The organism is Enterobacter sp. BNK-34 (assembly GCF_048684445.1).
GTDB classification, from domain to species: Bacteria; Pseudomonadota; Gammaproteobacteria; order Enterobacterales; family Enterobacteriaceae; genus Enterobacter; species Enterobacter pseudoroggenkampii.
In genome coordinates, this window is sequence record NZ_JBLQUA010000001.1 from 3240666 (window position 1) to 3261238 (window position 20573).

At 56.0% G+C, this 20573-nt stretch carries 21 protein-coding genes; 8 read left to right on the top strand and 13 right to left on the bottom strand.

Features of this window, described 5'->3' with window-relative positions:
- Nucleotides 1–144: 144 nt before the first annotated feature.
- On the bottom strand, nucleotides 145–1518 hold the full coding sequence (gene mdtK, locus ACMGG5_RS15915; RefSeq protein ID WP_024909374.1) for an MdtK family multidrug efflux MATE transporter: 1374 nt from the start codon (nucleotides 1516–1518) through the stop codon (nucleotides 145–147).
- A 225-nt stretch (nucleotides 1519–1743) separates the two neighbouring features.
- Here mdtK and ACMGG5_RS15920 point away from each other — a divergent pair, with 225 nt between their 5' ends.
- Entirely contained in the window at nucleotides 1744–2385 is a 642-nt protein-coding gene (locus ACMGG5_RS15920; RefSeq protein WP_024909373.1) for a riboflavin synthase, read from the top strand.
- Between the two features lie 31 nt (nucleotides 2386–2416).
- On the opposite strand, the gene cfa is transcribed toward ACMGG5_RS15920, so the two are convergent.
- The gene (gene cfa, locus ACMGG5_RS15925) at nucleotides 2417–3565 is read right to left on the bottom strand and encodes a cyclopropane fatty acyl phospholipid synthase (protein ID WP_008500601.1); all 1149 of its coding nucleotides are present in this window, start codon (nucleotides 3563–3565) and stop codon (nucleotides 2417–2419) included.
- A gap of 298 nt (nucleotides 3566–3863) precedes the next feature.
- Nucleotides 3864–5063: a purine nucleoside transporter PunC gene (punC, locus tag ACMGG5_RS15930; protein WP_061715420.1), complete on the bottom strand. Its 1200-nt coding sequence runs from the start codon at nucleotides 5061–5063 to the stop codon at nucleotides 3864–3866.
- 114 nt (nucleotides 5064–5177) lie between these two features.
- Between punC and punR the strand changes: the two genes are divergently transcribed.
- Nucleotides 5178–6089, top strand: coding sequence for a DNA-binding transcriptional activator PunR (punR, locus tag ACMGG5_RS15935; RefSeq protein ID WP_024909370.1), 912 nt, complete (start codon nucleotides 5178–5180; stop codon nucleotides 6087–6089).
- 17 nt (nucleotides 6090–6106) lie between these two features.
- Here punR and purR read toward each other — a convergent pair whose 3' ends face one another.
- Nucleotides 6107–7132, bottom strand: a complete 1026-nt coding sequence (purR, locus tag ACMGG5_RS15940) for an HTH-type transcriptional repressor PurR (protein WP_023335431.1) — start codon at nucleotides 7130–7132, stop codon at nucleotides 6107–6109.
- A 297-nt stretch (nucleotides 7133–7429) separates the two neighbouring features.
- On the opposite strand from purR, the gene ACMGG5_RS15945 reads away from it, so the two are divergent.
- Complete coding sequence (locus ACMGG5_RS15945; RefSeq protein ID WP_020688313.1) at nucleotides 7430–7519, top strand: YnhF family membrane protein; 90 nt, start codon at nucleotides 7430–7432, stop codon at nucleotides 7517–7519.
- A 163-nt stretch (nucleotides 7520–7682) separates the two neighbouring features.
- Nucleotides 7683–8849, top strand: coding sequence for an MFS transporter (locus tag ACMGG5_RS15950; RefSeq protein ID WP_061715418.1), 1167 nt, complete (start codon nucleotides 7683–7685; stop codon nucleotides 8847–8849).
- 38 nt (nucleotides 8850–8887) lie between these two features.
- Here ACMGG5_RS15950 and sodB read toward each other — a convergent pair whose 3' ends face one another.
- Together sodB and ACMGG5_RS15960 are read right to left on the bottom strand one after the other, a co-directional pair.
- The gene (sodB, locus tag ACMGG5_RS15955) at nucleotides 8888–9469 is read right to left on the bottom strand and encodes a superoxide dismutase [Fe] (RefSeq protein ID WP_370883833.1); all 582 of its coding nucleotides are present in this window, start codon (nucleotides 9467–9469) and stop codon (nucleotides 8888–8890) included.
- Between the two features lie 122 nt (nucleotides 9470–9591).
- On the bottom strand, nucleotides 9592–10365 hold the full coding sequence (locus ACMGG5_RS15960; RefSeq protein WP_023311354.1) for a C40 family peptidase: 774 nt from the start codon (nucleotides 10363–10365) through the stop codon (nucleotides 9592–9594).
- Nucleotides 10366–10703: 338 nt separating this feature from the next.
- On the opposite strand from ACMGG5_RS15960, the gene grxD reads away from it, so the two are divergent.
- Nucleotides 10704–11051, top strand: coding sequence for a monothiol glutaredoxin 4 (gene grxD, locus ACMGG5_RS15965; RefSeq protein ID WP_003832760.1), 348 nt, complete (start codon nucleotides 10704–10706; stop codon nucleotides 11049–11051).
- Nucleotides 11052–11095: 44 nt separating this feature from the next.
- Here the strand turns inward: grxD and rnt are convergent, their stop codons facing one another.
- The 5 genes from rnt to eptA all read right to left on the bottom strand — a co-directional run bounded on the left by rnt (nucleotide 11096) and on the right by eptA (nucleotide 15768).
- Nucleotides 11096–11746 (bottom strand): ribonuclease T, encoded by a 651-nt coding sequence (gene rnt / locus ACMGG5_RS15970; protein ID WP_024909368.1) that lies wholly within the window; start codon nucleotides 11744–11746, stop codon nucleotides 11096–11098.
- 95 nt (nucleotides 11747–11841) lie between these two features.
- A complete protein-coding gene (gene gloA, locus ACMGG5_RS15975) occupies nucleotides 11842–12249 on the bottom strand; it encodes a lactoylglutathione lyase (protein WP_175557784.1) in 408 nt (135 codons plus the stop codon).
- A gap of 100 nt (nucleotides 12250–12349) precedes the next feature.
- A complete protein-coding gene (locus tag ACMGG5_RS15980; RefSeq protein ID WP_090417244.1) occupies nucleotides 12350–13447 on the bottom strand; it encodes an alkene reductase in 1098 nt (365 codons plus the stop codon).
- A gap of 54 nt (nucleotides 13448–13501) precedes the next feature.
- A complete protein-coding gene (locus ACMGG5_RS15985; protein ID WP_024909366.1) occupies nucleotides 13502–14101 on the bottom strand; it encodes a TetR/AcrR family transcriptional regulator in 600 nt (199 codons plus the stop codon).
- 41 nt (nucleotides 14102–14142) lie between these two features.
- Nucleotides 14143–15768 (bottom strand): phosphoethanolamine transferase EptA, encoded by a 1626-nt coding sequence (eptA, locus tag ACMGG5_RS15990; RefSeq protein ID WP_370883832.1) that lies wholly within the window; start codon nucleotides 15766–15768, stop codon nucleotides 14143–14145.
- Between the two features lie 149 nt (nucleotides 15769–15917).
- Between eptA and ACMGG5_RS15995 the strand changes: the two genes are divergently transcribed.
- The 3 genes from ACMGG5_RS15995 to sodC all read left to right on the top strand — a co-directional run bounded on the left by ACMGG5_RS15995 (nucleotide 15918) and on the right by sodC (nucleotide 17701).
- Nucleotides 15918–16157 carry a DUF1289 domain-containing protein gene (locus tag ACMGG5_RS15995; protein WP_008500587.1) on the top strand — a complete coding sequence of 80 codons (240 nt, stop codon included), beginning with the start codon at nucleotides 15918–15920 and terminating at the stop codon, nucleotides 16155–16157.
- A 48-nt stretch (nucleotides 16158–16205) separates the two neighbouring features.
- The gene (locus ACMGG5_RS16000; RefSeq protein ID WP_420278157.1) at nucleotides 16206–17102 is read left to right on the top strand and encodes an aldo/keto reductase; all 897 of its coding nucleotides are present in this window, start codon (nucleotides 16206–16208) and stop codon (nucleotides 17100–17102) included.
- 80 nt (nucleotides 17103–17182) lie between these two features.
- The gene (sodC, locus tag ACMGG5_RS16005; RefSeq protein ID WP_048030739.1) at nucleotides 17183–17701 is read left to right on the top strand and encodes a superoxide dismutase [Cu-Zn] SodC; all 519 of its coding nucleotides are present in this window, start codon (nucleotides 17183–17185) and stop codon (nucleotides 17699–17701) included.
- On the opposite strand, the gene ACMGG5_RS16010 is transcribed toward sodC, so the two are convergent.
- Together ACMGG5_RS16010 and ACMGG5_RS16015 are read right to left on the bottom strand one after the other, a co-directional pair.
- Nucleotides 17680–19713 (bottom strand): FUSC family protein, encoded by a 2034-nt coding sequence (locus ACMGG5_RS16010; protein WP_048991242.1) that lies wholly within the window; start codon nucleotides 19711–19713, stop codon nucleotides 17680–17682. The genes sodC and ACMGG5_RS16010 overlap by 22 nt on opposite strands.
- Nucleotides 19713–20573 (bottom strand): HlyD family secretion protein, encoded by an 861-nt coding sequence (locus ACMGG5_RS16015; protein ID WP_048991240.1) that lies wholly within the window; start codon nucleotides 20571–20573, stop codon nucleotides 19713–19715. The genes ACMGG5_RS16010 and ACMGG5_RS16015 overlap by 1 nt, the downstream gene beginning before the upstream one ends.

The following is a 20573-nucleotide window of genomic DNA, read 5'->3' on the forward strand; positions in this document are numbered from 1 at the left end:
TCGGTGACAACGGGGACGAATATTAGCGGCACAGCACCGAGGTGGCAAGAGGGAAAATGCAATTTTCTCTCTGATTTCACGCGATTGCTGTATTACCGCGCAAAGTGAAGAGAAAGTAGCCGCCGGGTGGCGGCTACTGCGTATTTAACGGGCAGCGCGTTGCAAAATGATCGTTGATGGCTGACGCTGCAGGAAGCGCATGCGCATCATCATCATAATCGCCGCCGACGTCAGGCCGATGATAAAGCCCATCCAGAACCCCGCCGGTCCCATGCGGTCAACCACAAGGTCGGTCAGGGCCAGAATATAACCACACGGCAGACCCAGCACCCAGTAGGCGATGAAAGTGATAAAGAAAATGGAGCGCGTGTCTTTATAACCGCGCAGCACGCCGCTGCCAATCACCTGGATGGAGTCCGAAATCTGGTAAATCGCAGCCAGCAGCATCAGGTGCGATGCCAGCGTAACGACTTCCGGATTGTCGTTATAGAGCAGGGCAATCTGCTCGCGCAGCGCCACGGTGAAAAGCGCTGTGCAAATGGCCATGCAGACGCCGACGCCCAGTCCGGTCCGCGCGGCGGTTTGCGCATCGAGCGTCGAACCTTGTCCCAGGCGGAAGCCCACGCGAATCGTCACTGCCGCGGCCAGCGACATTGGCAGGACGAACATCAGGGAGCTGAAGTTCAGCGCAATCTGGTGTCCGGCCACGTTCACAATGCCCAGCGGGGAGACCAGCAGGGCAACCACGGCAAACAGGGTCACCTCAAAGAACAGCGCAAGGGCAATCGGCAACCCTAACTGCACCAGACGCGTCATGATGCTCCAGTCCGGCGTGCTGAATCTGTTCTCGTTGCGAATGTCTCGCATGGAGCGGGCGTGCTTCACGAAGGTAAGCATCGAGAAGAACATCACCCAGTAAACGGCGGCTGTCGCCACGCCGCAGCCGACGCCGCCCAGTTCCGGCATCCCGAAATGACCGTAGATAAAGATATAGTTAACCGGGATGTTGACCAGCAGCCCGATAAAACCCATCACCATCCCGGGCTTGGTTTTCGCCAGACCTTCACACTGGTTACGCGCTACCTGGAAAAAGAGGTAGCCGGGCGCACCCCAAAGCAGGGCACGCAGATAGCCCACGGCTTTATCCGCCAGGGCCGGGTCAATGTTATGCATCGCGCGGATGATATGGCCCGCGTTCCAGAGCACGACCATGATCAGCACGGAGACAAACCCTGCCAGCCAGAACCCCTGACGGACCTGATGGGCAATGCGCTCGCGACGACCCGAGCCATTGAGCTGAGCGATAACAGGCGTGAGTGCGAGCAGCAGACCGTGGCCGAACAGGATGGCCGGAAGCCAGATTGACGTACCGATAGCCACGGCCGCCATATCGGTGGCGCTGTAGCCACCTGCCATTACCGTATCCACAAATCCCATTGCGGTCTGGGCCACTTGCGCGATGATCACTGGTATAGCCAGTGCCAATAACTGGCGCGCTTCATTCATGTACTTCTGCACGTGAACACCTTTATTTTGTTGTTATTTGAGAGACTAAAAAAGCCGCCGAAACGGGCAGCGAGAAGAAAATGCAGGGGGGTGCCAGCTATTGTAGCGGGCTTTAGCTATTTATCTAGTGAAAAAATCGCCAGAAAATGCGCTCCGCTGGCAACCTGTTTTTCCAACTGTTATTGTGGTGGGATTAAACGGTGTCACCACCGTCCGGAAAAAACAGGAGTTGTAAGCATGTTTACTGGTATTGTGCAGGGCACCGCCAAAGTGGTGTCCATTGATGAAAAACCTAATTTCCGTACTCATGTTGTTGAGCTGCCGGAATATATGCTTGAGGGCATTGAAACCGGTGCGTCGATTGCGCATAACGGCTGCTGCCTGACCGTGACCGAAATTAACGGCAACCAGATTAGCTTTGATTTAATGAAAGAGACGCTGCGGATCACTAACCTGGGCGAGCTGGTGGTAGGCGATACCGTCAACGTTGAGCGCGCGGCGAAGTTCAGCGATGAGATTGGCGGTCACCTGATGTCCGGGCACATCATGACCACTGCCGAAGTGGCGAAAATCGTGACCTCGGAAAATAACCGTCAAATCTGGTTTAAAATGCAGGACCCGTCATTAATGAAATACATCCTCTATAAAGGATTTATTGGCATTGACGGGATTAGCCTGACGGTGGGAGAAGTGACGCCAACGCGTTTTTGCGTGCATTTAATTCCTGAAACGCTGCAGCGCACCACGCTGGGCACCAAAAAACTGGGGCATCGTGTGAATATCGAAATCGATCCGCAAACCCAGGCGGTGGTGGATACGGTGGAGCGCGTGCTGGCAGCAAAAGAAGCCGCAATAATAAAGACCGCAGAAGAAGAATAAAAAATAACCCCGGATAGCCGGGGTTATTTTTTTAGCGTGCGACACGCAGTCCGTGTTCAATCCCCCGGCTGAATACCACCTGCCAGAGCTGAATATCCCGTGCGCGAAACGCCCCCGCGCAGGCATTCAGATAATAGCTAAACATCCGTTTGAATCGTTCTGAATAGTTGTCCGCAATCTCGGGCCAGGCTTTCTGGAAACGTTCATGCCACGCCATTAAGGTGGTGTCGTAGTCCGCACCAAAGTTATGCCAGTCTTCCATCACGAAATGGGATTCACTGGCGTTGGCGATCTGGCGAACGGACGGTAAACAGCCATTCGGAAAGATGTATTTATTGATCCACGGGTCAACGTTATTGTCGGTCCGCTTAGAGCCGATGGTGTGCAGCAGGAAGAGCCCGTCCGGTTTCAGATTACGATCCACCACCTCAAAGTAGGTATCGTAGTTTTTTGGCCCCACGTGCTCGAACATGCCGACGGAAACGATCCGGTCGAACTGCTCGTTCAGGTCGCGGTAGTCCTGCAGCCGGATATCCACATCGAGACCCTGGCAGCGCTCTCGCGCCATTTTTTGCTGTTCCGCTGAGATCGTCACGCCGACCACGCTGACGCCATAGTGCTTCGCCATAAAATACGCCAGCCCGCCCCAGCCGCAGCCGATATCCAGCACGCGCATGCCGGGCTGTAGCTGCAGCTTTTCACTGATCAGACGCAGTTTGGCCTGCTGTGCTTCCTCAAGCGTCGACGCGTCTTTCCAGTAGGCGCAGGAGTATTGCATGAAAGGGTCCAGCATGCGGCTGAACAGGTCATTGCCGAGATCGTAATGCTCTTTGCCGACGATCCAGGCGCGTTTTTTACTTTGCAAGTTAAACAGTCGGGCAGAGGCGACACGCAGGGTATCTTTCAGATTGCGGGGGAGTTGATTTTCCAGACCGGCACGCAGCACGCTGGCAAAAAAGATATCCAGCCGTTCACACTCCCACCAGCCGTCCATATAACTTTCTCCCAGGCCTAACGACCCTTCCCGCAACACGCGTTTAAAAAAGTCGGGATGTTTAACCTGGGGATCGGATGGCGAAGATCCGTTGATAGTGATGCCTGCTCGACCTAACAGTTCACTGACGATCCGGGACCAGTTGTCGTCCGGAACGCTGACTTCTTCTATACACGATGAACTCATAGCTTCTCCATCACCCTGATGTGATCAGAACCTTCAAACAGCGTAGACGCTTTTTTTGGTTTGTGAGAAATCTCACGGTAAATACCGCGAGGCTAGTATCCGACGTAGAACAGAGGAAGGGAGATAACCCTTGCCGAAATGCCTTCCATGGTAAAACGGGAGCACTCCGGCTCCCGTTAACACTTAATATTTATCGTATTTAATCGAACCAAATTTAGTATAGGCCTCAAAATTTGGTGATTCAATAGAAAATTGTTAGCAACCTAATCACTGAAATGTAACATGATTTCTGGCGCAATCAGGCATGCGAGGTTTCCACCTGAGCGCCGCTATCCTGCTCACGCTGCGCGGAGGCCTGCATGCGATAGCCCATCACCGCCAGCGCAACGGTGACCAGCATCACGCTGGTGGTGGTTAACAGTGGCGTCGCAATCAGCGCCGAGACCACCAGACTTGCCAGGAAGCACAGACCCAGCTGCAGGGTATTTTGCAGCGCGGCGGCGCGGCCTGTCGCCTGCGGGAACGGACGCAACGCCTGTGCCACCACGATCGGGTAAATCGCCCCGTTCGCCACGGCCATCACGCAGAAGGGAATCAAAATTTCAGCCAGGCCCGCGCCCGGAATAAACCCGACGGCCCAGGTACCGATGACGCTCAGCGCATACAGCACCAGCAGCCATGGCAGCATCTGCTGACCTTCCCATTTTTGCAGCGCCGCGCGGCAGCCGTACCCGCCCACCAGGAACGCGATGGTCTGCGGAACATAGCTCAGACCGATGGCCGCCGGGCTGTAGCCCATATCGTGCAGAATAAACGGCGAACCGGTGAGCCACGCGAAGAAGCTGGCCGAACAGGCGGCATAAATCAGGACATTCCCGCGATACGCCTTGGCGCTCAGCAGGGAGGTGAAGGTAATCGGCTTCGCATCCGCATGCGCCTCTTTTTTATGCGCGGGCTTAAGGGCAAACGCCGGCAGCATCAGCACCAGCGTGATGGCAAACAGCGTGGCAAAAATGGCCTGCCAGTCAAAGTGCGCGAGGATCCAGCTGCCCAGCAGCGGAGCCAGGGCAGGGGAAAGACCCACCAGCGGCATAATGGTGGCGAAAATACGGTTTGTGCGGTTAGCCGGATAGTAGTCGGTCACCAGCGCCTGCCAGGTCACCGCCGCAGCACAGACGCCCACGGCCTGAATAAAGCGCAGCACCAGCAGCCAGGTGGCATCGCGCACCCACAGCATCCCCAGGCAGCCCACGGCAAAAATGGCCAGACCCAGCAGCAGTACCGGTTTACGACCAAAGCGATCCGAGAGCGGTCCCCACAGCAGCTGCGCGAAAGCAAAACCGGCAAGGAACAGGCTCAGGCTGGCGCTGATGGCCGCCGCAGGGGTTTGCAGGTCTTCCTGCATCGCGGCAAACGCGGGCAGGTACATGTCGGTGGCCAAAAAGCCCAGCACGCTTAAGCCGCCGAGCCAGACTAAAAATCCTTTCCTGGGTTGCATTCTCTTATTCTCCTGAGGAGGCAGGTGTACGTTGGCGCAGAGTGTAGGGAGTGCAAAGCCGCTTGTGAAACGTTAATATTTGGCGGGTGCATTCAAATTTTTTGCAGGCAGAAAATGTGGTCAGATTATTCTCTTGAAGTGGTCGATGCTGTCGCGCGTAACGGCAGCTTTAGCGGTGCAGCGCAGGAGCTGCACCGCGTCCCTTCGGCCATCAGCTACACGGTGCGTCAGCTGGAGGAGTGGCTGGCGGTTCCGCTGTTTGAGCGGCGCCATCGTGATGTGGAATTAACGCCCGCAGGGGCGTGGTTTTTGAAGGAAGGGCGTTCTGTTATCAAAAAAATGCAGATCACCCGCGAACAGTGTCAGCAGATCGCTAACGGCTGGCGGGGGCATCTTTCCATCGCGGTGGATAACATCGTTAAGCCGGAACGTACCCGGCAGATGATCGTCGATTTCTATCGTCATTTTTCAGATGTCGAGCTGCGGGTCTCGCAGGAGGTGTTCAACGGCGTCTGGGATGCGCTGGCGGACGGCAGGGCAGAGATGGCAATCGGGGCCACGCAGGCGATCCCGGTCGGGGGACGTTACGCCTTTCGCGATATGGGGATGCTGAGCTGGAAGTGCGTGGTGGCAAGCGATCATCCGCTGGCGGCGATGGAGGGGCCGCTCAGCGATGATACGCTGCGCAACTGGCCGTCGCTGGTGCTGGAGGATACCTCCCGTTCATTGCCCAAGCGTATCACCTGGCTTCTGGACAACCAGCGGCGGGTGGTGGCCCCTGACTGGGAATCGTCGGCGACGTGCCTCAGCGCCGGACTGTGCGTCGCGATGGTGCCCGTTCATTTCGCGCGTCCGCGCATCGATACCGGAGAGTGGGTTGAGCTGACGCTGGAGAATCCGTTCCCGGATGCGGCCTGCTGCCTGACCTGGCAGCAAAGTGATGTCTCGCCTGCGATGGCCTGGCTGCTGGATTATCTGGGAGACAGCGAAACGCTAAACCGGGAATGGTTACGGGAGCCAGCGTAGCTGGCCCCGTAAAGCGATTAACGACGGTAATCGCGGAACGGACCGTCCGCAACGGAACGGCGTTCGATAAGACGCGGGTGAACTTCAATGGACTGCGACTCTTCACGTTTGTTGACGATCCTGTCCATCAGCATATTGAAGGCCGTTTCGCCCAGCGAATCTTTCGGCTGGTGAATGGTGGTTAACGCTGGCGTGAAGAAACGCGCGTTACGCACGTTGTCATACCCGATCACGGAAATATCCTGCGGTACACGCAGACCCAGTTCGTCGGCAGCGCAGAGCGCGCCCATTGCCATGATGTCACCCCCGCAGAAAACGGCGGTCGGACGGTGTGGCTGGGAGACGATCTGCTGCATTGCGCGGTAGCCCGACTCCGGCTCAAAGTCACCCTGCACAATCCAGTTTTCCGGCACGTTGATCAGCGCTTCTTCCATCGCTTTCATAAAACCGGCCAGACGGCCCGCGCCGGTGTTGCGCTCCAGCGGACCGGGGATCACGCCAATCTCGCGGTGACCGCGTTCGATCAGATAACGACCGGCCATATAGCCGCCTTCGAAGGCATTATCGATAACGGAATCAGTGAAATCCGCGCGCGCTTCACCCCAGTCCATGACCACCATAGGAATATGGCGATACTCTTCGAGCATCGACAGCACGGATTCCGGGTACTCGGAACACATTACCAGCAGGCCATCAACGCGCTTTTGCGCCATCATCGACAGATAGGCGCGCTGTTTTTCAATGCTGTTCCACGCGTTGCCCAGAATCAGGGTATAACCTTTCTGGAAGCAGTTTTTCTCAACCGCTTCAATGATCTCGGCAAAATAGGCCGCTTCACTGCTGGTGGCCAGCAATCCAATGGACTTGGTGTGATTAACCTTGAGGCTGCGCGCAACCGCACTTGGCGAATAGTGCAGCTCTTTGATCGCTGCCCAGACGGCGTTGCGCGTCTCTTCCGCCACAAAGCGGGTTTTGTTAATTACATGTGATACGGTTGTAGTGGAAACGTTTGCGCGTTTTGCTACGTCTTTAATTGTTGCCATTAAATGTCACTCCAGACCATATCCTAAACTCCTGAAAAACTTGAAGGTAAACGTTTGCCTTCTCTCACCCTTATCACGCAATCTTGAATTGCGGCACGCCGGGAAAACGACACGGGACGTCAGGAGGGGGTCAATGGCCGGTACGCTAATAAATTTAGCGTGGAATTTTGTCCTATCTTGATGAAAAGGGGAAGAGGTAAAGTGTTTATCAGCCTAAATCCAGGAAGATTTTTGACGTAAATTATGCAAAAATGAGCAGGCTCACTTTTCGTGGGGGGATTAAAAGGAGAAAAATTGATGAGTTCCGATCTGAAGTTTTCGCTGTTCACCACCGTTATTGTGCTGGCTCTGATTGTCGCGGCCGGTCTGACGGCTGCGCTGCACTGATTTACGCGGAGGGAGAGCCTTCTCCCTCCCGATCGACCCGATTGTTACTTCTCTGGCAAAAATCTTTTGCCATTTTGTTAACTTCTCATTTTTTGTGATTGATGTCATGCTTTCCGCTTCTTTGTTCTGTGTCACCACATGACACGGCATCCGGAGTTGACGCATGAAAATCAATTTTCCCCTGCTGGCCCTGGCGATTGGCGCTTTTGGGATTGGCACCACTGAATTCTCCCCGATGGGGTTACTGCCCGTCATCGCCCGCGGCGTGGACGTCTCGATCCCTGCGGCAGGGATGTTAATCAGCGCCTATGCTATCGGCGTGATGGTGGGGGCGCCGCTGATGACGCTTCTCCTTTCGCACCGCGCGCGCCGCAATGCGCTGATTTTCCTGATGGCGATTTTCACCCTGGGCAACGTGCTTTCGGCCATTTCGCCGGACTACACCACGCTGATGCTGTCGCGTATTCTGACCAGCCTTAACCACGGCGCGTTCTTCGGGCTGGGATCGGTCGTGGCTGCCAGCGTGGTGCCAAAACATAAGCAGGCCAGCGCCGTAGCAACCATGTTTATGGGGCTAACGATTGCCAACATCGGCGGGGTGCCTGCGGCAACCTGGCTGGGGGAAGCGATCGGCTGGCGGATGTCATTCCTGGCGACGGCCGGGCTGGGCGTGGTCGCGATGGTGGCGCTGTTCTTCTCCCTGCCGAAAGGCAGCGCGGGTGAACGTCCTGACGTGCGCAGAGAGCTGTCGGTGCTGGTGCGCCCGCAGGTGCTCTCCGCGCTGCTCACCACCGTGCTGGGGGCAGGGGCGATGTTTACCCTCTACACCTATATTTCACCGGTATTGCATGACATCACCCACGCAACGCCTCTCTTTGTGACCGCGATGCTGGTGCTGATAGGCGTGGGCTTCTCGATCGGCAACTATCTCGGTGGGAAATTTGCCGACCGTTCCGTAAGCGGCACGCTGAAGGGCTTCTTAACCCTGCTGATTGTCATCATGATTGCCATTCCGTGGCTGGCGCGTAATGAGTTTGGCGCCGCGATCGCGATGGTCGTCTGGGGAGCCGCCACCTTTGCCGTGGTGCCGCCGCTGCAGATGCGCGTGATGCGTGTTGCGCATGAAGCGCCGGGCCTCTCATCGTCGGTCAACATCGGCGCCTTCAACCTGGGCAACGCGCTCGGTGCGGCGGCCGGTGGGGCCGTGATTTCAGGGGGACTGGGGTACAGCTTTGTGCCGGTGATGGGGGCGATTATTGCCGCGCTCGGCCTGCTGCTGGTGATGATGTCGGGTCGTAAACAGCCTGAAGCAGCCTGCGCTGCGGAATAAACCAAAAACGCAGAAGGGCGAACCCTTCTGCGTGTCTCTTACGCGGCGAAGTTCTTCGTCACAAAGTCCCAGTTAACCAGTGCCCAGAAGTGCTCCAGGTAGTTCGGGCGCGCGTTGCGGTAATCAATGTAGTAAGCGTGTTCCCATACGTCCACGGTCATCAGCGGCTTAGCGCTGGTGGTCAGCGGGGTGCCTGCGTTAGAGGTGGACACGATAGCCAGTTTGCCATCCGCCTCTTTAACCAGCCACGTCCAGCCCGAGCCGAAGTTCTTGATGGCTGCATCGGTAAATTTCGCTTTGAAATCCGCGAAGCTGCCAAAGGCGGCGTTGATAGCGGTAGCCAGTTCACCGACAGGTTCACCGCCGGCGTTTGGCGCCAGGCAGTGCCAGTAGAAGGTGTGGTTCCACACCTGAGCCGCGTTGTTGAATACGCCACCCTCTGAGCTGCGGACGATCTCTTCCAGCGTTTTGCCTTCAAAATCGGTGCCCTTGATCAGATTGTTCAGGTTAGTGACGTACGTCTGGTGATGCTTGCCGTAATGATATTCCAGGGTTTCCGCAGAAATATGCGGTGCCAGGGCGTCTTTTGCATACGGTAGTGCAGGTAATTCGAACGACATTGCTTCTCTCCTTATTGTATTTTGCGTTGCCAATAACCACACAGACAACAGGGACAGGATAGCAAATTGAAAGGGTATGCAAAAGAGGAACTTACCCTGCCACGGGTGTGGCAGGGTAGGGGTTAGCGAATGGTTTTCGGCGTCATTACGCGACGTGCGCCGACGTAATGGCGTACCCAGTAGTCTTCACTGAGAGAGGTGATCTGAATATCCTGGCCGCTACGCGGTGACTGGATGAATTTTCCGTTGCCGACATAGACGCCGACGTGGTCAGCCGTGCCGCGACCCTGAGTGCGGAAGAATACCAGATCGCCGTTTTCCAGCTCACCGCGGTCAACCGGTGAGGCATCGCGCAGGTGGTACATCTCATTAGCGGTACGAGGAATGCGGAACTTGACCAGATCTTTATAGGCGTAATAGACGAGGCCGCTGCAGTCAAAGCCGGTACGCGGCGAGCTGCCACCCCAGTGATAGGGTTTGCCAATCTGCCCCATCAGTTTGTTCATCGCGGTTTTTTGCGCTTTCTGTACGCGCACTTTATGCACTTCCGCTATTTTCGTGACCTTCGTGCATTTCGCCTTATGGCCTTTACGCGTGATGCATTTTTCAGTAACAAGGTTAGCGGCGGTTTGCGAAGCTTTACTTTTGGCGGAGTGGGCAGTACGGGAAGGTTTGGTTTTCGTCTTGCTGGAAGCGGTCTGTTTCGTCTGAGCCGGTGTTTTTTTCTTGTCGTTCTTAGCGGTGGTTTTTTTCTTACGTTCTGTGGCTTTCACCAGATGGTTTTTTTGTACAGCAGAATGCCGCGCCTGCTGAGAGGCGTTTGCCACTGGCGTGAAAGTGAGTGAAGTAAACAGTAAAGCACAGAGCGTGATCGAGATTTTATTTATCCGCGCCACTGGGCAGTCCCCTGATTAATGCAGGTCATCAATAATACCCGCGTGTGATTTACAAAGCCCGTCGATTCTAATCTATAAAAAGCCAGAAAGTTAATAGCATTTTTCAATCTACAATCGTGTTTCGTAAGCAAGTGCAAAAAAATTCATCGTTCTGTCGCTCATTTGCCCATTCCCTAAGCAAAACCCTGACCGCCGCAGGGGTAAACACCATTTGCAATGCAACTTTTCCTGACTCGGAGTAGAATGTATAAACGTGACAAAAATGTTATTTTCCGATGCCAGTCTGAACCGCTACAATGTCAGACGAATGCCGTAACAGAAGTTAAAGGAAGCAAGACATGAGCACCACTATTGAAAAAATCCAGCGCCAGATCGCTGAAAACCCGATTCTGCTGTATATGAAAGGTTCTCCAAAGCTGCCAAGCTGCGGCTTCTCCGCGCAAGCGGTTCAGGCGCTGTCTGCCTGTGGTGAGCGTTTTGCTTACGTTGATATTCTGCAGAACCCGGACATCCGCGCTGAACTGCCGAAGTACGCGAACTGGCCGACGTTCCCACAGCTGTGGGTAGACGGTGAACTGGTTGGCGGCTGCGATATCCTGATTGAAATGTATCAGCGCGGCGAACTGCAGCAGCTGATCAAAGAGACGGCAGCGAAGTACAAAACGGAAGAGCCGGACGCAGAGTAATTTTCTGCGGAAATAAAAAAGCGACCAGATAAGGTCGCTTTTTTTTATTCTTCGCTGTCATCCATCGGCAGCGGCCAGCCGCCCAGACGCTTCCAGCGGTTGACGATCTCACAGAACAGCTCTGCGGTACGCTCCGTGTCATACAGCGCGGAGTGCGCCTGCGTGCCGTCGAACGGAATGCCAGCCGTAATACAGGCCTTTGATAACACCGTTTGTCCCAGCGCCAGGCCGCTCAGCGCGGCGGTGTCGAAGGTGACAAAAGGATGGAAGGGGTTGCGTTTAAGCGACGCGCGCTCGGCGGCGGCCATGGTAAAGCTGTGATCGAAGGTGGCGTTATGGGCCACCATAATGGCGCGGCTGCAGTTACTCTCTTTCATGCCTTTACGCACCATTTTAAAAATGGCGTGCAGCGCGTCATATTCACTTACTGCACCACGCAGCGGGTTATGCGGATCGATACCGTTAAACGCCAGCGCTTCCGGCTGTAAGTTTGCCCCTTCGAAAGGTTCAACGTGGAAATGCAGCGTGGTGTCCGGTGTAAGCCAGCCCTGTTCATCCATCTTCAGCGTGATGGCGGCAATTTCGAGCAGCGCATCGGTTTTAGCGTTAAATCCGGCTGTTTCTACATCAATGACAACGGGATAAAAACCACGAAAACGGTCGCACAGACCGCTAAATTGAGCGTTATCGGACATCAGGGTCTCTTACATGGGGAAAAAGCAGAGCGCATTATGGCAAATTTTGCGGGGGGATGCAGTAAAACTACGGGCGCACGTTGCGCCCTGAGGGATCAGTTGCCCAGACCGCGACCGGCGTCTTTGGCTTCAATCAGCTCGATTTTGTAACCGTCGGGATCTTCCACAAATGCAATCACGGTGGTGCCACCTTTTACCGGGCCCGCTTCGCGCGTGACGTTACCGCCGTTGCTGCGAATGCGCTCGCACGCTTCGGCCGCGTTGTCCACTTCCAGCGCGATGTGGCCGTAGGCCGTGCCCAGCTCATAGCTGTCAACGCCCCAGTTGTAGGTCAGCTCGATCACCGCTTCATCCGTTTCCGGGCCGTAACCCACGAACGCCAGCGAGTATTTGTATTCAGGGTTTTCGCTGGTGCGCAGCAGCTTCATGCCCAAGACTTTAGTGTAGAAATCGATAGAACGTTGCAGGTCGCCAACGCGCAGCATGGTGTGAAGTAGGCGCATAATTTCCTCATTAACCAATGAAATAGACTGTCTTTTTGAACAGAAACGATGTTTTAGTATAGCGGCGAAATATCGCCGCTATCAATGAACAATGGCGAGATTACAGAGAAGGGTAGTCGGTGTAGCCTTCCGCGCCGCCGCCGTAGAAGCTTTCCGGACGCTGCGGGTTGAGCGCTGCTTTTTTCTGCAGACGAGCAACCAGGTCCGGGTTGGCGATGTAGTCGCGGCCAAACGCGACAGCATCAATCAGCCCTTTGCCGATCAGGTCTTCGGCTTTCTCCGGGGTATAGGCGCCTGCACCGATGATCACGCCGTGGAAGCGCTCGCGCACTTTCTGACGGAAAGCATCCGTGTAAGGCTTACCGCCGGCCCAGTCAGGCTCGGACATGTGCAGATAAGCGATGCCACGTTTAGCCAGTTCTTCGATCAGGTACAGAGCATCCGCTTCCTCGTTCGGTCCGTTGTCGACGTTCTGGAAAGACCCGATTGGGGAAACGCGAATGCCGATACGGTCCGGGCTCCACTCCTTGCATACCGCATCCACCACTTCCAGCACCAGACGGGCGCGGTTTTCGACGCTTCCGCCGTACTGGTCGGTGCGATGGTTAGACGACGGCGACAGGAACTGGTGCAGCAGATAGCCATGCGCGGAGTGCAGCTCAATCAGGTCAAACCCGGCTTCACGGGCGTTTGCCACGGCCTGGCGGAAGTCGTTAACAATCCCCGGGATTTCGTTCAGCTCCAGCGCACGCGGCATAGAGGTATCCACGCGGATCGCATTGCCGTTTTCATCGCGCAGGGACGTACGGGTATTGGCGCTCAGGGCCGAAGCGGAGACCGGTGCCTGGCCGCCAGGTTGAATGCTGCTGTGAGAGATACGACCGGTATGCCACAGCTGGACCGCAATGCGACCCTCTTCAGCGTGGACGCCCGCGGTGATTTTCTGCCATGCGGCGATCTGTTCCGGGCTGTGAAGACCCGGCGCACCCGCATAACCCTTAGCCTGAGCAGAAATCTGCGTGGCTTCGGTGATGATCAGGCCAGAGCTTGCGCGCTGACGATAGTATTCACCCATCAGTGGGGTTGGGATGTCACCCGGCTCAATGCTGCGCAGACGGGTCAGCGGAGCCATGAACACGCGGTTTGGCGCCGTGACGGCACCTACTTTCAATGGGGTAAACAGTTTTTCAGCTGACATAAAGACTCCTGAGTAGACCAGTCGACTAGTAATAAGGTAAATAAAAAGCGCCCATTATACGTCAGGCGCAGTAATGCTGTTTTTCACATGTGCCAGCGCGCTTTCCAGCGGCACGGCACTGCGCGAAATTTTTGCCTGCAGGTTGGCCCCTAACCAGAGGGAATAGAGCACCTGAGACTGCATCAAGGGGTCGCCGGTAAAGGCCAGCGTTTTTTCGTCGCGGCCTTTTTCCAGCGCCTGAGCCAGCAGGGCGATCACGCCGCGGGCACCTTTATCCATCGCTGTGCGCATATCTTCAGAAAGATCGCACACTTCTGCAGACAGTTTAACGGTCAGACAACCGCTGATAATGCCCTGCTGACAGAACTGGTTCAGCGTTTCCTGATAGTAGTTCAGAACACGATCCCGGTAGTTACCTTCACCCGATGCAAAGTGGGTCGCCAGACGCTGGTGGTAGCCAGCATAATGACGCTCCAGCATCGCTACGCCGAAGGCCTCTTTGGACCGAAAGTAGTGATAAAACGACCCTTTCGGTACCTCAGCGGTTTTTAATAACTCGCTCAACCCCATACCGGTAAACCCGCGATGCATACAAAGTTGCTCGCCGGTCGCCAGTAGATGTTCGCGGGTATCGTGTTCAGTATTTCTGCTCATGGCCGCACTCTAATAGACCGTTCGGTCTAATGCAAGCGAGTTTACTGACGACATGCGCTCAGTATATCCAGCTGCTGTTGATAAACCATTGATTTCACGTCCATCATACCCAGCACGGTCGAGAACAAATTGTCCTGAGAAACCGCATTTTTTGCTGCATGGTCACGCAAACACTGTTCGTTGATGCCAAAGTTTTTCGCGTAATCCGGTGACAGCCAGAACATAAATGGAATATGCGTTTGCTGCTCCGGCGCCAGCATGTACGGTGTACCGTGCAGATAAATACCGCTTTCACCCAGTGATTCACCGTGATCGGAGAGATAAATCAGCGCGGTGTTCATGCTCGCCTGACGGGCTTTCAGCGCATCAATGGTTTTGCTGACCATGCTGTCGGTATACAGGATGGTGTTGTCATAGGTATTCATCAGCGCCTGATGATCGCAATCCTGAATTTCATTGGTGTCGCAGGTTGGGGTGAATTTCCGGAAAGTGTCCGGGTAACGGCGATAGTACGCCGGACCGTGGCTGCCCATCAGGTGGATAACCAGCACCGTGTCCTGCTTCAGACCATCCAGCACGTTGTCCAGACGGTAGAAATTCACATCATCAATACAGGATTTGTCTTTGCAGAATTGATCCAACTGCCACTGCGTCATGTCGGTATGGGGCACGCGATCGCAGGCGCCTTTACAGCCGCCGTCGTTGTCGCGCCACAGCAGGTTGACACCCGCATGCTTGAGCACGTCGAGCAGCCCCTCGCGATGGTGAGCCAGGTCGGCATCGTATTTGCTGCGCGTCATGCCCGAGAACATGCACGGAACGGAAACCGCGGTTTCGGTACCGCATGAGGAAGCCTGCGGGAAGTTAATCACATCCTGCTTTTTCAGCTCCGGGTTCGTTTCACGATCGTAACCATTAAGGGAGTAGTTCGCCGCGCGAGAGGCTTCCCCAACGACCAGTACCAGAACGGTTTTCTTTTGTTGACCGGTAATCAGTGGCCCTTTATGGGCATCTTCACCAATACGCACCAGCGTTTGATCGCCAGCAAACCAGCGCATTTTGCTGTACTTCACCACGGCGCTGACATAGTTCGCCGGGGTGACCATTTTGACGATGCTTTTGTTGTTGCGGAACAGCGACGCGTAGTCTTTATAAAACAGCGCGGCAATCAGGATAATCACCAGCAGAGCGCCGAGCATCGCGGCCACACGCGTCAGCAGCGCGTACCACCATTTTCCGGTACGAATACGGGTCAACGCCAGCACCACGGAAGGCACGAGGCCAGCGATGACAATCCACAGAATCATCTGCGGGGTCACCAGGGCCGTCGCTTCCTGAGAGTTAGTTTCGAACACGTTCACAATCATGTTCTGATCGATCACCGCGCCGTAGGTGTACATAAAGTAGGTTGCCGCGGCGCATCCGATCGTCAATACAATCAGCAGCGGCTTGCGGATATAGGGGATATTCAGCAGGCTAAAGACAATCACCCAGCCGCAAAACAGCACCAGCGGTACGGACGCGGCAAAGAAGATGTCGTGCAGATGCGCAGGGGCAATAATGGCCCAGCTGCGCTGGATAAACAGCCCGTTGATTAGCGTAAAGAAGAGTGCACAGCCCAGAGTAAATTTAATGTCGTTACATTGTAACTTTTTGATTAACCACATCGATCGATGAACCTGTCATTATCATGATGGGCCGAGTATAAAGAGGGAAGATTAGTGAAACCTTAATGCCACAAATCTGTGGTACAGGCCTTGCACGTGGCGCGTTTAGCGTCTTCACTGTAGGTGAGAGTGGTTATCCGGAGGTGAGTGTGGCAGAGCAGCTGGAGTTTTTCCCCATCCAGAGCCCGTGCCGGGGGATTTGTCAGGTGGATGAACGCGGATATTGCCGCGGGTGCATGCGTACCCGCGATGAGCGTTTTAACTGGCAAAACTTTAGCGACACGCAGAAGCAGGAGGTATTACGCCTCTGCCGTCAGCGTCTTCTGCGCAAAATACGCGCAAACAAAGCCGGTGAGACCGAAGAACCCCAGCAACCTTCACTTTTTTAACACGGTAATTGCGTATACTCATGACATCACGTCCTTGAGGAAAATGTTATGGTTCAGCGAATTACCCTTGCCCCCCAGGGGCCAGAATTCTCCCGTTTTGTGATGGGCTACTGGCGCCTGATGGACTGGAATATGTCCCCCCTCCAGCTGGCGATCTTTATTGAAGAGCATATCGATCTGGGCATCACCACGGTCGATCATGCGGATATTTACGGCGGCTACCAGTGCGAGGCCGCGTTCGGCGAGGCGCTCAAGCTGGTTCCGGCACTCCGCGATCGCATGGAGATCGTCACGAAGTGTGGAATTGCCACCACGGCAAAACCAGAACACGCCATCGGTCATTACATCACCGACAGCGCGCATATCATCAAGAGCGCCGAGCAGTCGCTGGTCAATCTGGCGACCGATCGTATCGACCTGCTGTTAATCCACCGTCCGGATCCGCTGATGGATGCCGATGAGGTGGCGGAAGCCTTCCTGAACCTGCATCAGAGTGGGAAAGTGCGTCACTTTGGCGTTTCCAACTTTACCCCGGCACAGTTTGCGCTGCTTCAGTCTCGGCTGCCGTTTACCCTGGCCACCAACCAGGTGGAGATCTCCCCGGTACACCAGCCGCTGCTGCTGGACGGTACCCTCGACCAGCTGCAACAGCTGCGTATTCGCCCGATGGCCTGGTCGTGCCTGGGAGGCGGACGCCTGTTTAATGATGATGAATTCCAGCCGCTGCGCAACGAACTGGACACTATCGCCCGCGAGCTGAACGCGGAGAGCATCGAACAGGTGGTTTACGCCTGGATCCTGCGTCTGCCGTCAAAACCGCTGCCCATTATTGGTTCCGGCAAAATAGAACGCGTGCGTTCTGCACTGGCCGCTGAAGAGCTGCAGATGACCCGCCAGCAGTGGTTCCGCATCCGCAAAGCCGCGCTGGGTTACGACGTGCCATAAACCGCCAGAAGGTGACTTTCCGGTGAAATCTTTGCCCCTGGTATACACTTAAGGGGCAAAAAATAACCCGCGGAGGTCATATGAAGCGTTTTGCTCTGGCAATGGTCGCGCTGGTTGTTTGCGCAGGGGCGCAGGCAGCCAGCGACGAAGTGGAAATGAATCTCGTCACCTCTCAGGGTGTGGGTCAGTCCATCGGTACGGTGAAAATCACGGAAACCGACAAAGGGCTGGAGTTCGCTCCCAACCTCAAAGCACTCCCTCCCGGTGAGCATGGTTTCCATGTTCACGCCAAAGGCAGCTGTCAGCCCGCATTAAAAGAGGGTAAAGCGTCAGCAGCAGAAGCGGCAGGGGGTCACCTCGATCCGCAGCATACCGGCAAGCATGAAGGCCCGGATGGAATGGGGCATTTAGGCGATTTGCCCGTGCTGGTGGTTAATAACGACGGTAAAGCCACCGATCCCGTTGTCGCGCCGCGTCTGAAAAAGCTGGATGAAGTCAAAGGCAAAGCGCTGATGATTCATGTTGGCGGCGACAATATGTCCGATCAGCCTAAACCGCTGGGCGGCGGCGGGGCGCGCTATGCCTGCGGCGTGATCTGATCCCCAATCGTACCCGGCGGTGGGGCCTGCTCCAGCTGCGACAGCGAGCAGTGCAGCCGCCAGATTATCGAGGCCAAATCACGGGCGGCGGGCAGATGATGGCGTGCAAGCGTATCGCAGATCCGCTGCAGTTCATTTAGCGTGGCTGCCAGCGGCCGCTGCTGGACACCGCGCTCGCTCATTACATCGCGCAGCAGGGAAATACACACATCACGAACCTGCGACAGCGGATCGGAACGCGTTTCCCACGCGCGAAGCTGCCAGACCACGTGCGAGCAGTTCAATAGCACCACGCCCCAGCGCAGCAGCCAGCGTCGGGACAGCGCGTCCTGGCTGTTATTGAGCTGGCTGACGTGGTGATACACCAGCGATTCATACTCGTTTTCACCCAGATGCGGTTTACGGCTGAGCTGGTCGACAAACCCCCGGCGTAACTCCCGGATATGCCTGCGGCTCTTGCGGGCATCGGAGCCGGGACGCAACACCGCGAAAGCCAGCCACGCCAGCCCCACGCCAAGGATTTTCGCCAGGTTGTCATTGAGAAAATCGGCGTAATCGTACACCGGCGGATTGGTCACGGAGATAAACGAGCCCATAAAGACAATCAGCTGTCCCCAGAGGCCCGCCTGTTTTGGCATTTGCAGCTTAAGAAGCTGCATGGTGGTTAACAGGGGAAACAAAAAAAGCAGGAACTGCCACAGATCGCTTATCTGCACCATCAGGCCAAACTTCACCACAAAACTGAACAATGACAGCAGCACCAGGGTGCGCAGCAGCAGCGTCAGCGAGTTGAACGGCGAGGCCGCGACGGAGTAAAGCACGCAGCTGATGGCGGCAAGCGTCAGGGCCGCCGTACCGGACTCCCACTGCGTGGTGATGCTCCACGCCCCCACCAGCATCAGCGCGCAGAAGGTGCGAAAACCGCTCCACAGCGCTTCGAGGTAGTCGGTATGGCGGGCGAGAGCCGGGCTCCCGGGCACGTTGAACTCCGTGACCGGCGTGGCATTCTCAACCGCGTTAATCCAGCGGCTGCTGCGCAGGTATAGTCGGCAAAAGTAATTCAGACGCTGCCAGAAGGCGCGATGGCGATAGTCGTACTCATCAACCGGGGCGAGCGGGGCGATGATCTTCGCAACGGTGTAGATGTCCGCATCCGGGCGCGCGAGAGCCGCGAGCAGCGTTTCGATGACGGCACGGGTGTTTTCCGGCGGCGTCGGCCAGTTGAGCAGCATTCTGCGCAGGCTGGAGATGGCGCTGGTCATACGCAGCTGCTGGTGCAGCAAATAATTTAGCAAGGTGTTCTGACGACGAAAGCGGTAGTGGCTCCAGAACGCCTGAATACGCAACAGATTCATCGTCTGGATCTGTCCGATCACCTTTTCATGCGCGAGGCGGATCTCATCGCTGGTATCCGGTTGCCACAGCAGGCTCGCGTGCTCAAGCAGCCGGGTGTGCATGGTCTTGAGGGCGGTGATAAGCGCGGTGCCGTCGGAGGTGCTGGGGAGGATCATCATCATGAAGCCGCCGCTGAGGATCCCGACAATGACTTCACAGACGCGCGCCTGCGCGATATCCCACAGCTCGGTGGTGTCGAGTACGTTGACGACCGGGAAGGCGATAATGGCGGCGGTATAGCCCGCCAGCTGGAAAGCGTAGGCGACGTTATTGGTAAAATGGGCGCAGGCCCAGGTACAGCACCCCAGCCACGCCGCCATGCTCAGCAGGAACAGCCACGGATCGTTCAGCGTATGGCCGGCGATAATTAACGCCGCGGTGGCGCCGAGCAGGCTGCCTGCGATACGGCCAAGGCTTTTACTGATTACCCCGCCGACCGTAGGAAAACTCACCACCGCGGCAGACGTCATCGCCCAGTAGGGTTCATCCAGGTTCAGGTAGTAGGCGACGGTCAGCGCCAGGCACATGGCAATGCCGTTACGCAGCGCGTAGCGCCACTGGGGACGCGTCGCTTTCATCCACGGGGTGTTGTGCCAGGAGAGTGCCGGCAGCTTCATCACCGGTTTCCGATGGAGACGGTGCAGGTGGTGCCGGAGACCAGGGTAATGTCCTGCGGTAAACGGTCAAATTCTACGCGAACCGGAACGCGCTGGGCCAGGCGCACCCAGGGCACGTTCGGCTTAATGTCCGGCACCAGCCCGGAATCTGTTTCAACGCTTTGATCGTAAATGGCCCGGCCAATGCTGGATACGTGACCCTGTAACTTCTGCGAGCCGCTGTAAAGCGTAATCGCGGCGGGGGATCCCTCGCGGATATGGCGAAGCTTGGTCTCTTCGAAATAGCCCACGACGTAGAAGGAGTGGCTGTCGACGAGGGCAAAAACTGGCTGGCCGGTAGTGGCGTAGTTTCCCACGCGGGCGGAGAGGTTGGTCACCCATCCATCGACCGGTGCCGTAATCACGGTTTGGGTCAGTTGCCACTGCGCCTGCTTCAGCGTCGCCTCCGCCACGTTGACGCTCGCCTGCATGGCCTTAACGTTGATATTCGCGGTGTCTAAATCTTCCGCTGAGATGTAGTTTTGCGACAGGTGACGGCGGCGGTTGGCCTCGTTGTTGGCCTTTGCCAGGTCAGACTGGGCTTTCGCCAGCTGCGCCTCGGCGTTCAGAATCGCAATGTGGTACGGGGTGTCGTCAATTCGGAATAAAACATCTCCCTTTTTGACGAACTGGTTATCCTTAACCAGTAGCGTCGTGATACTTCCCGACACCTGAGGGGTGATGCTGACCTGTTCAGCGCGAACTTTACCGTCACGCGTCCAGGGCGACTGCATATAAAAATTCCACATCCACCAGCCTGCAACCAGCGCGAGGGCAAGGACAAACAGGGTGGAAAAGTACTTCAGCGTTTTCAGAGGCAT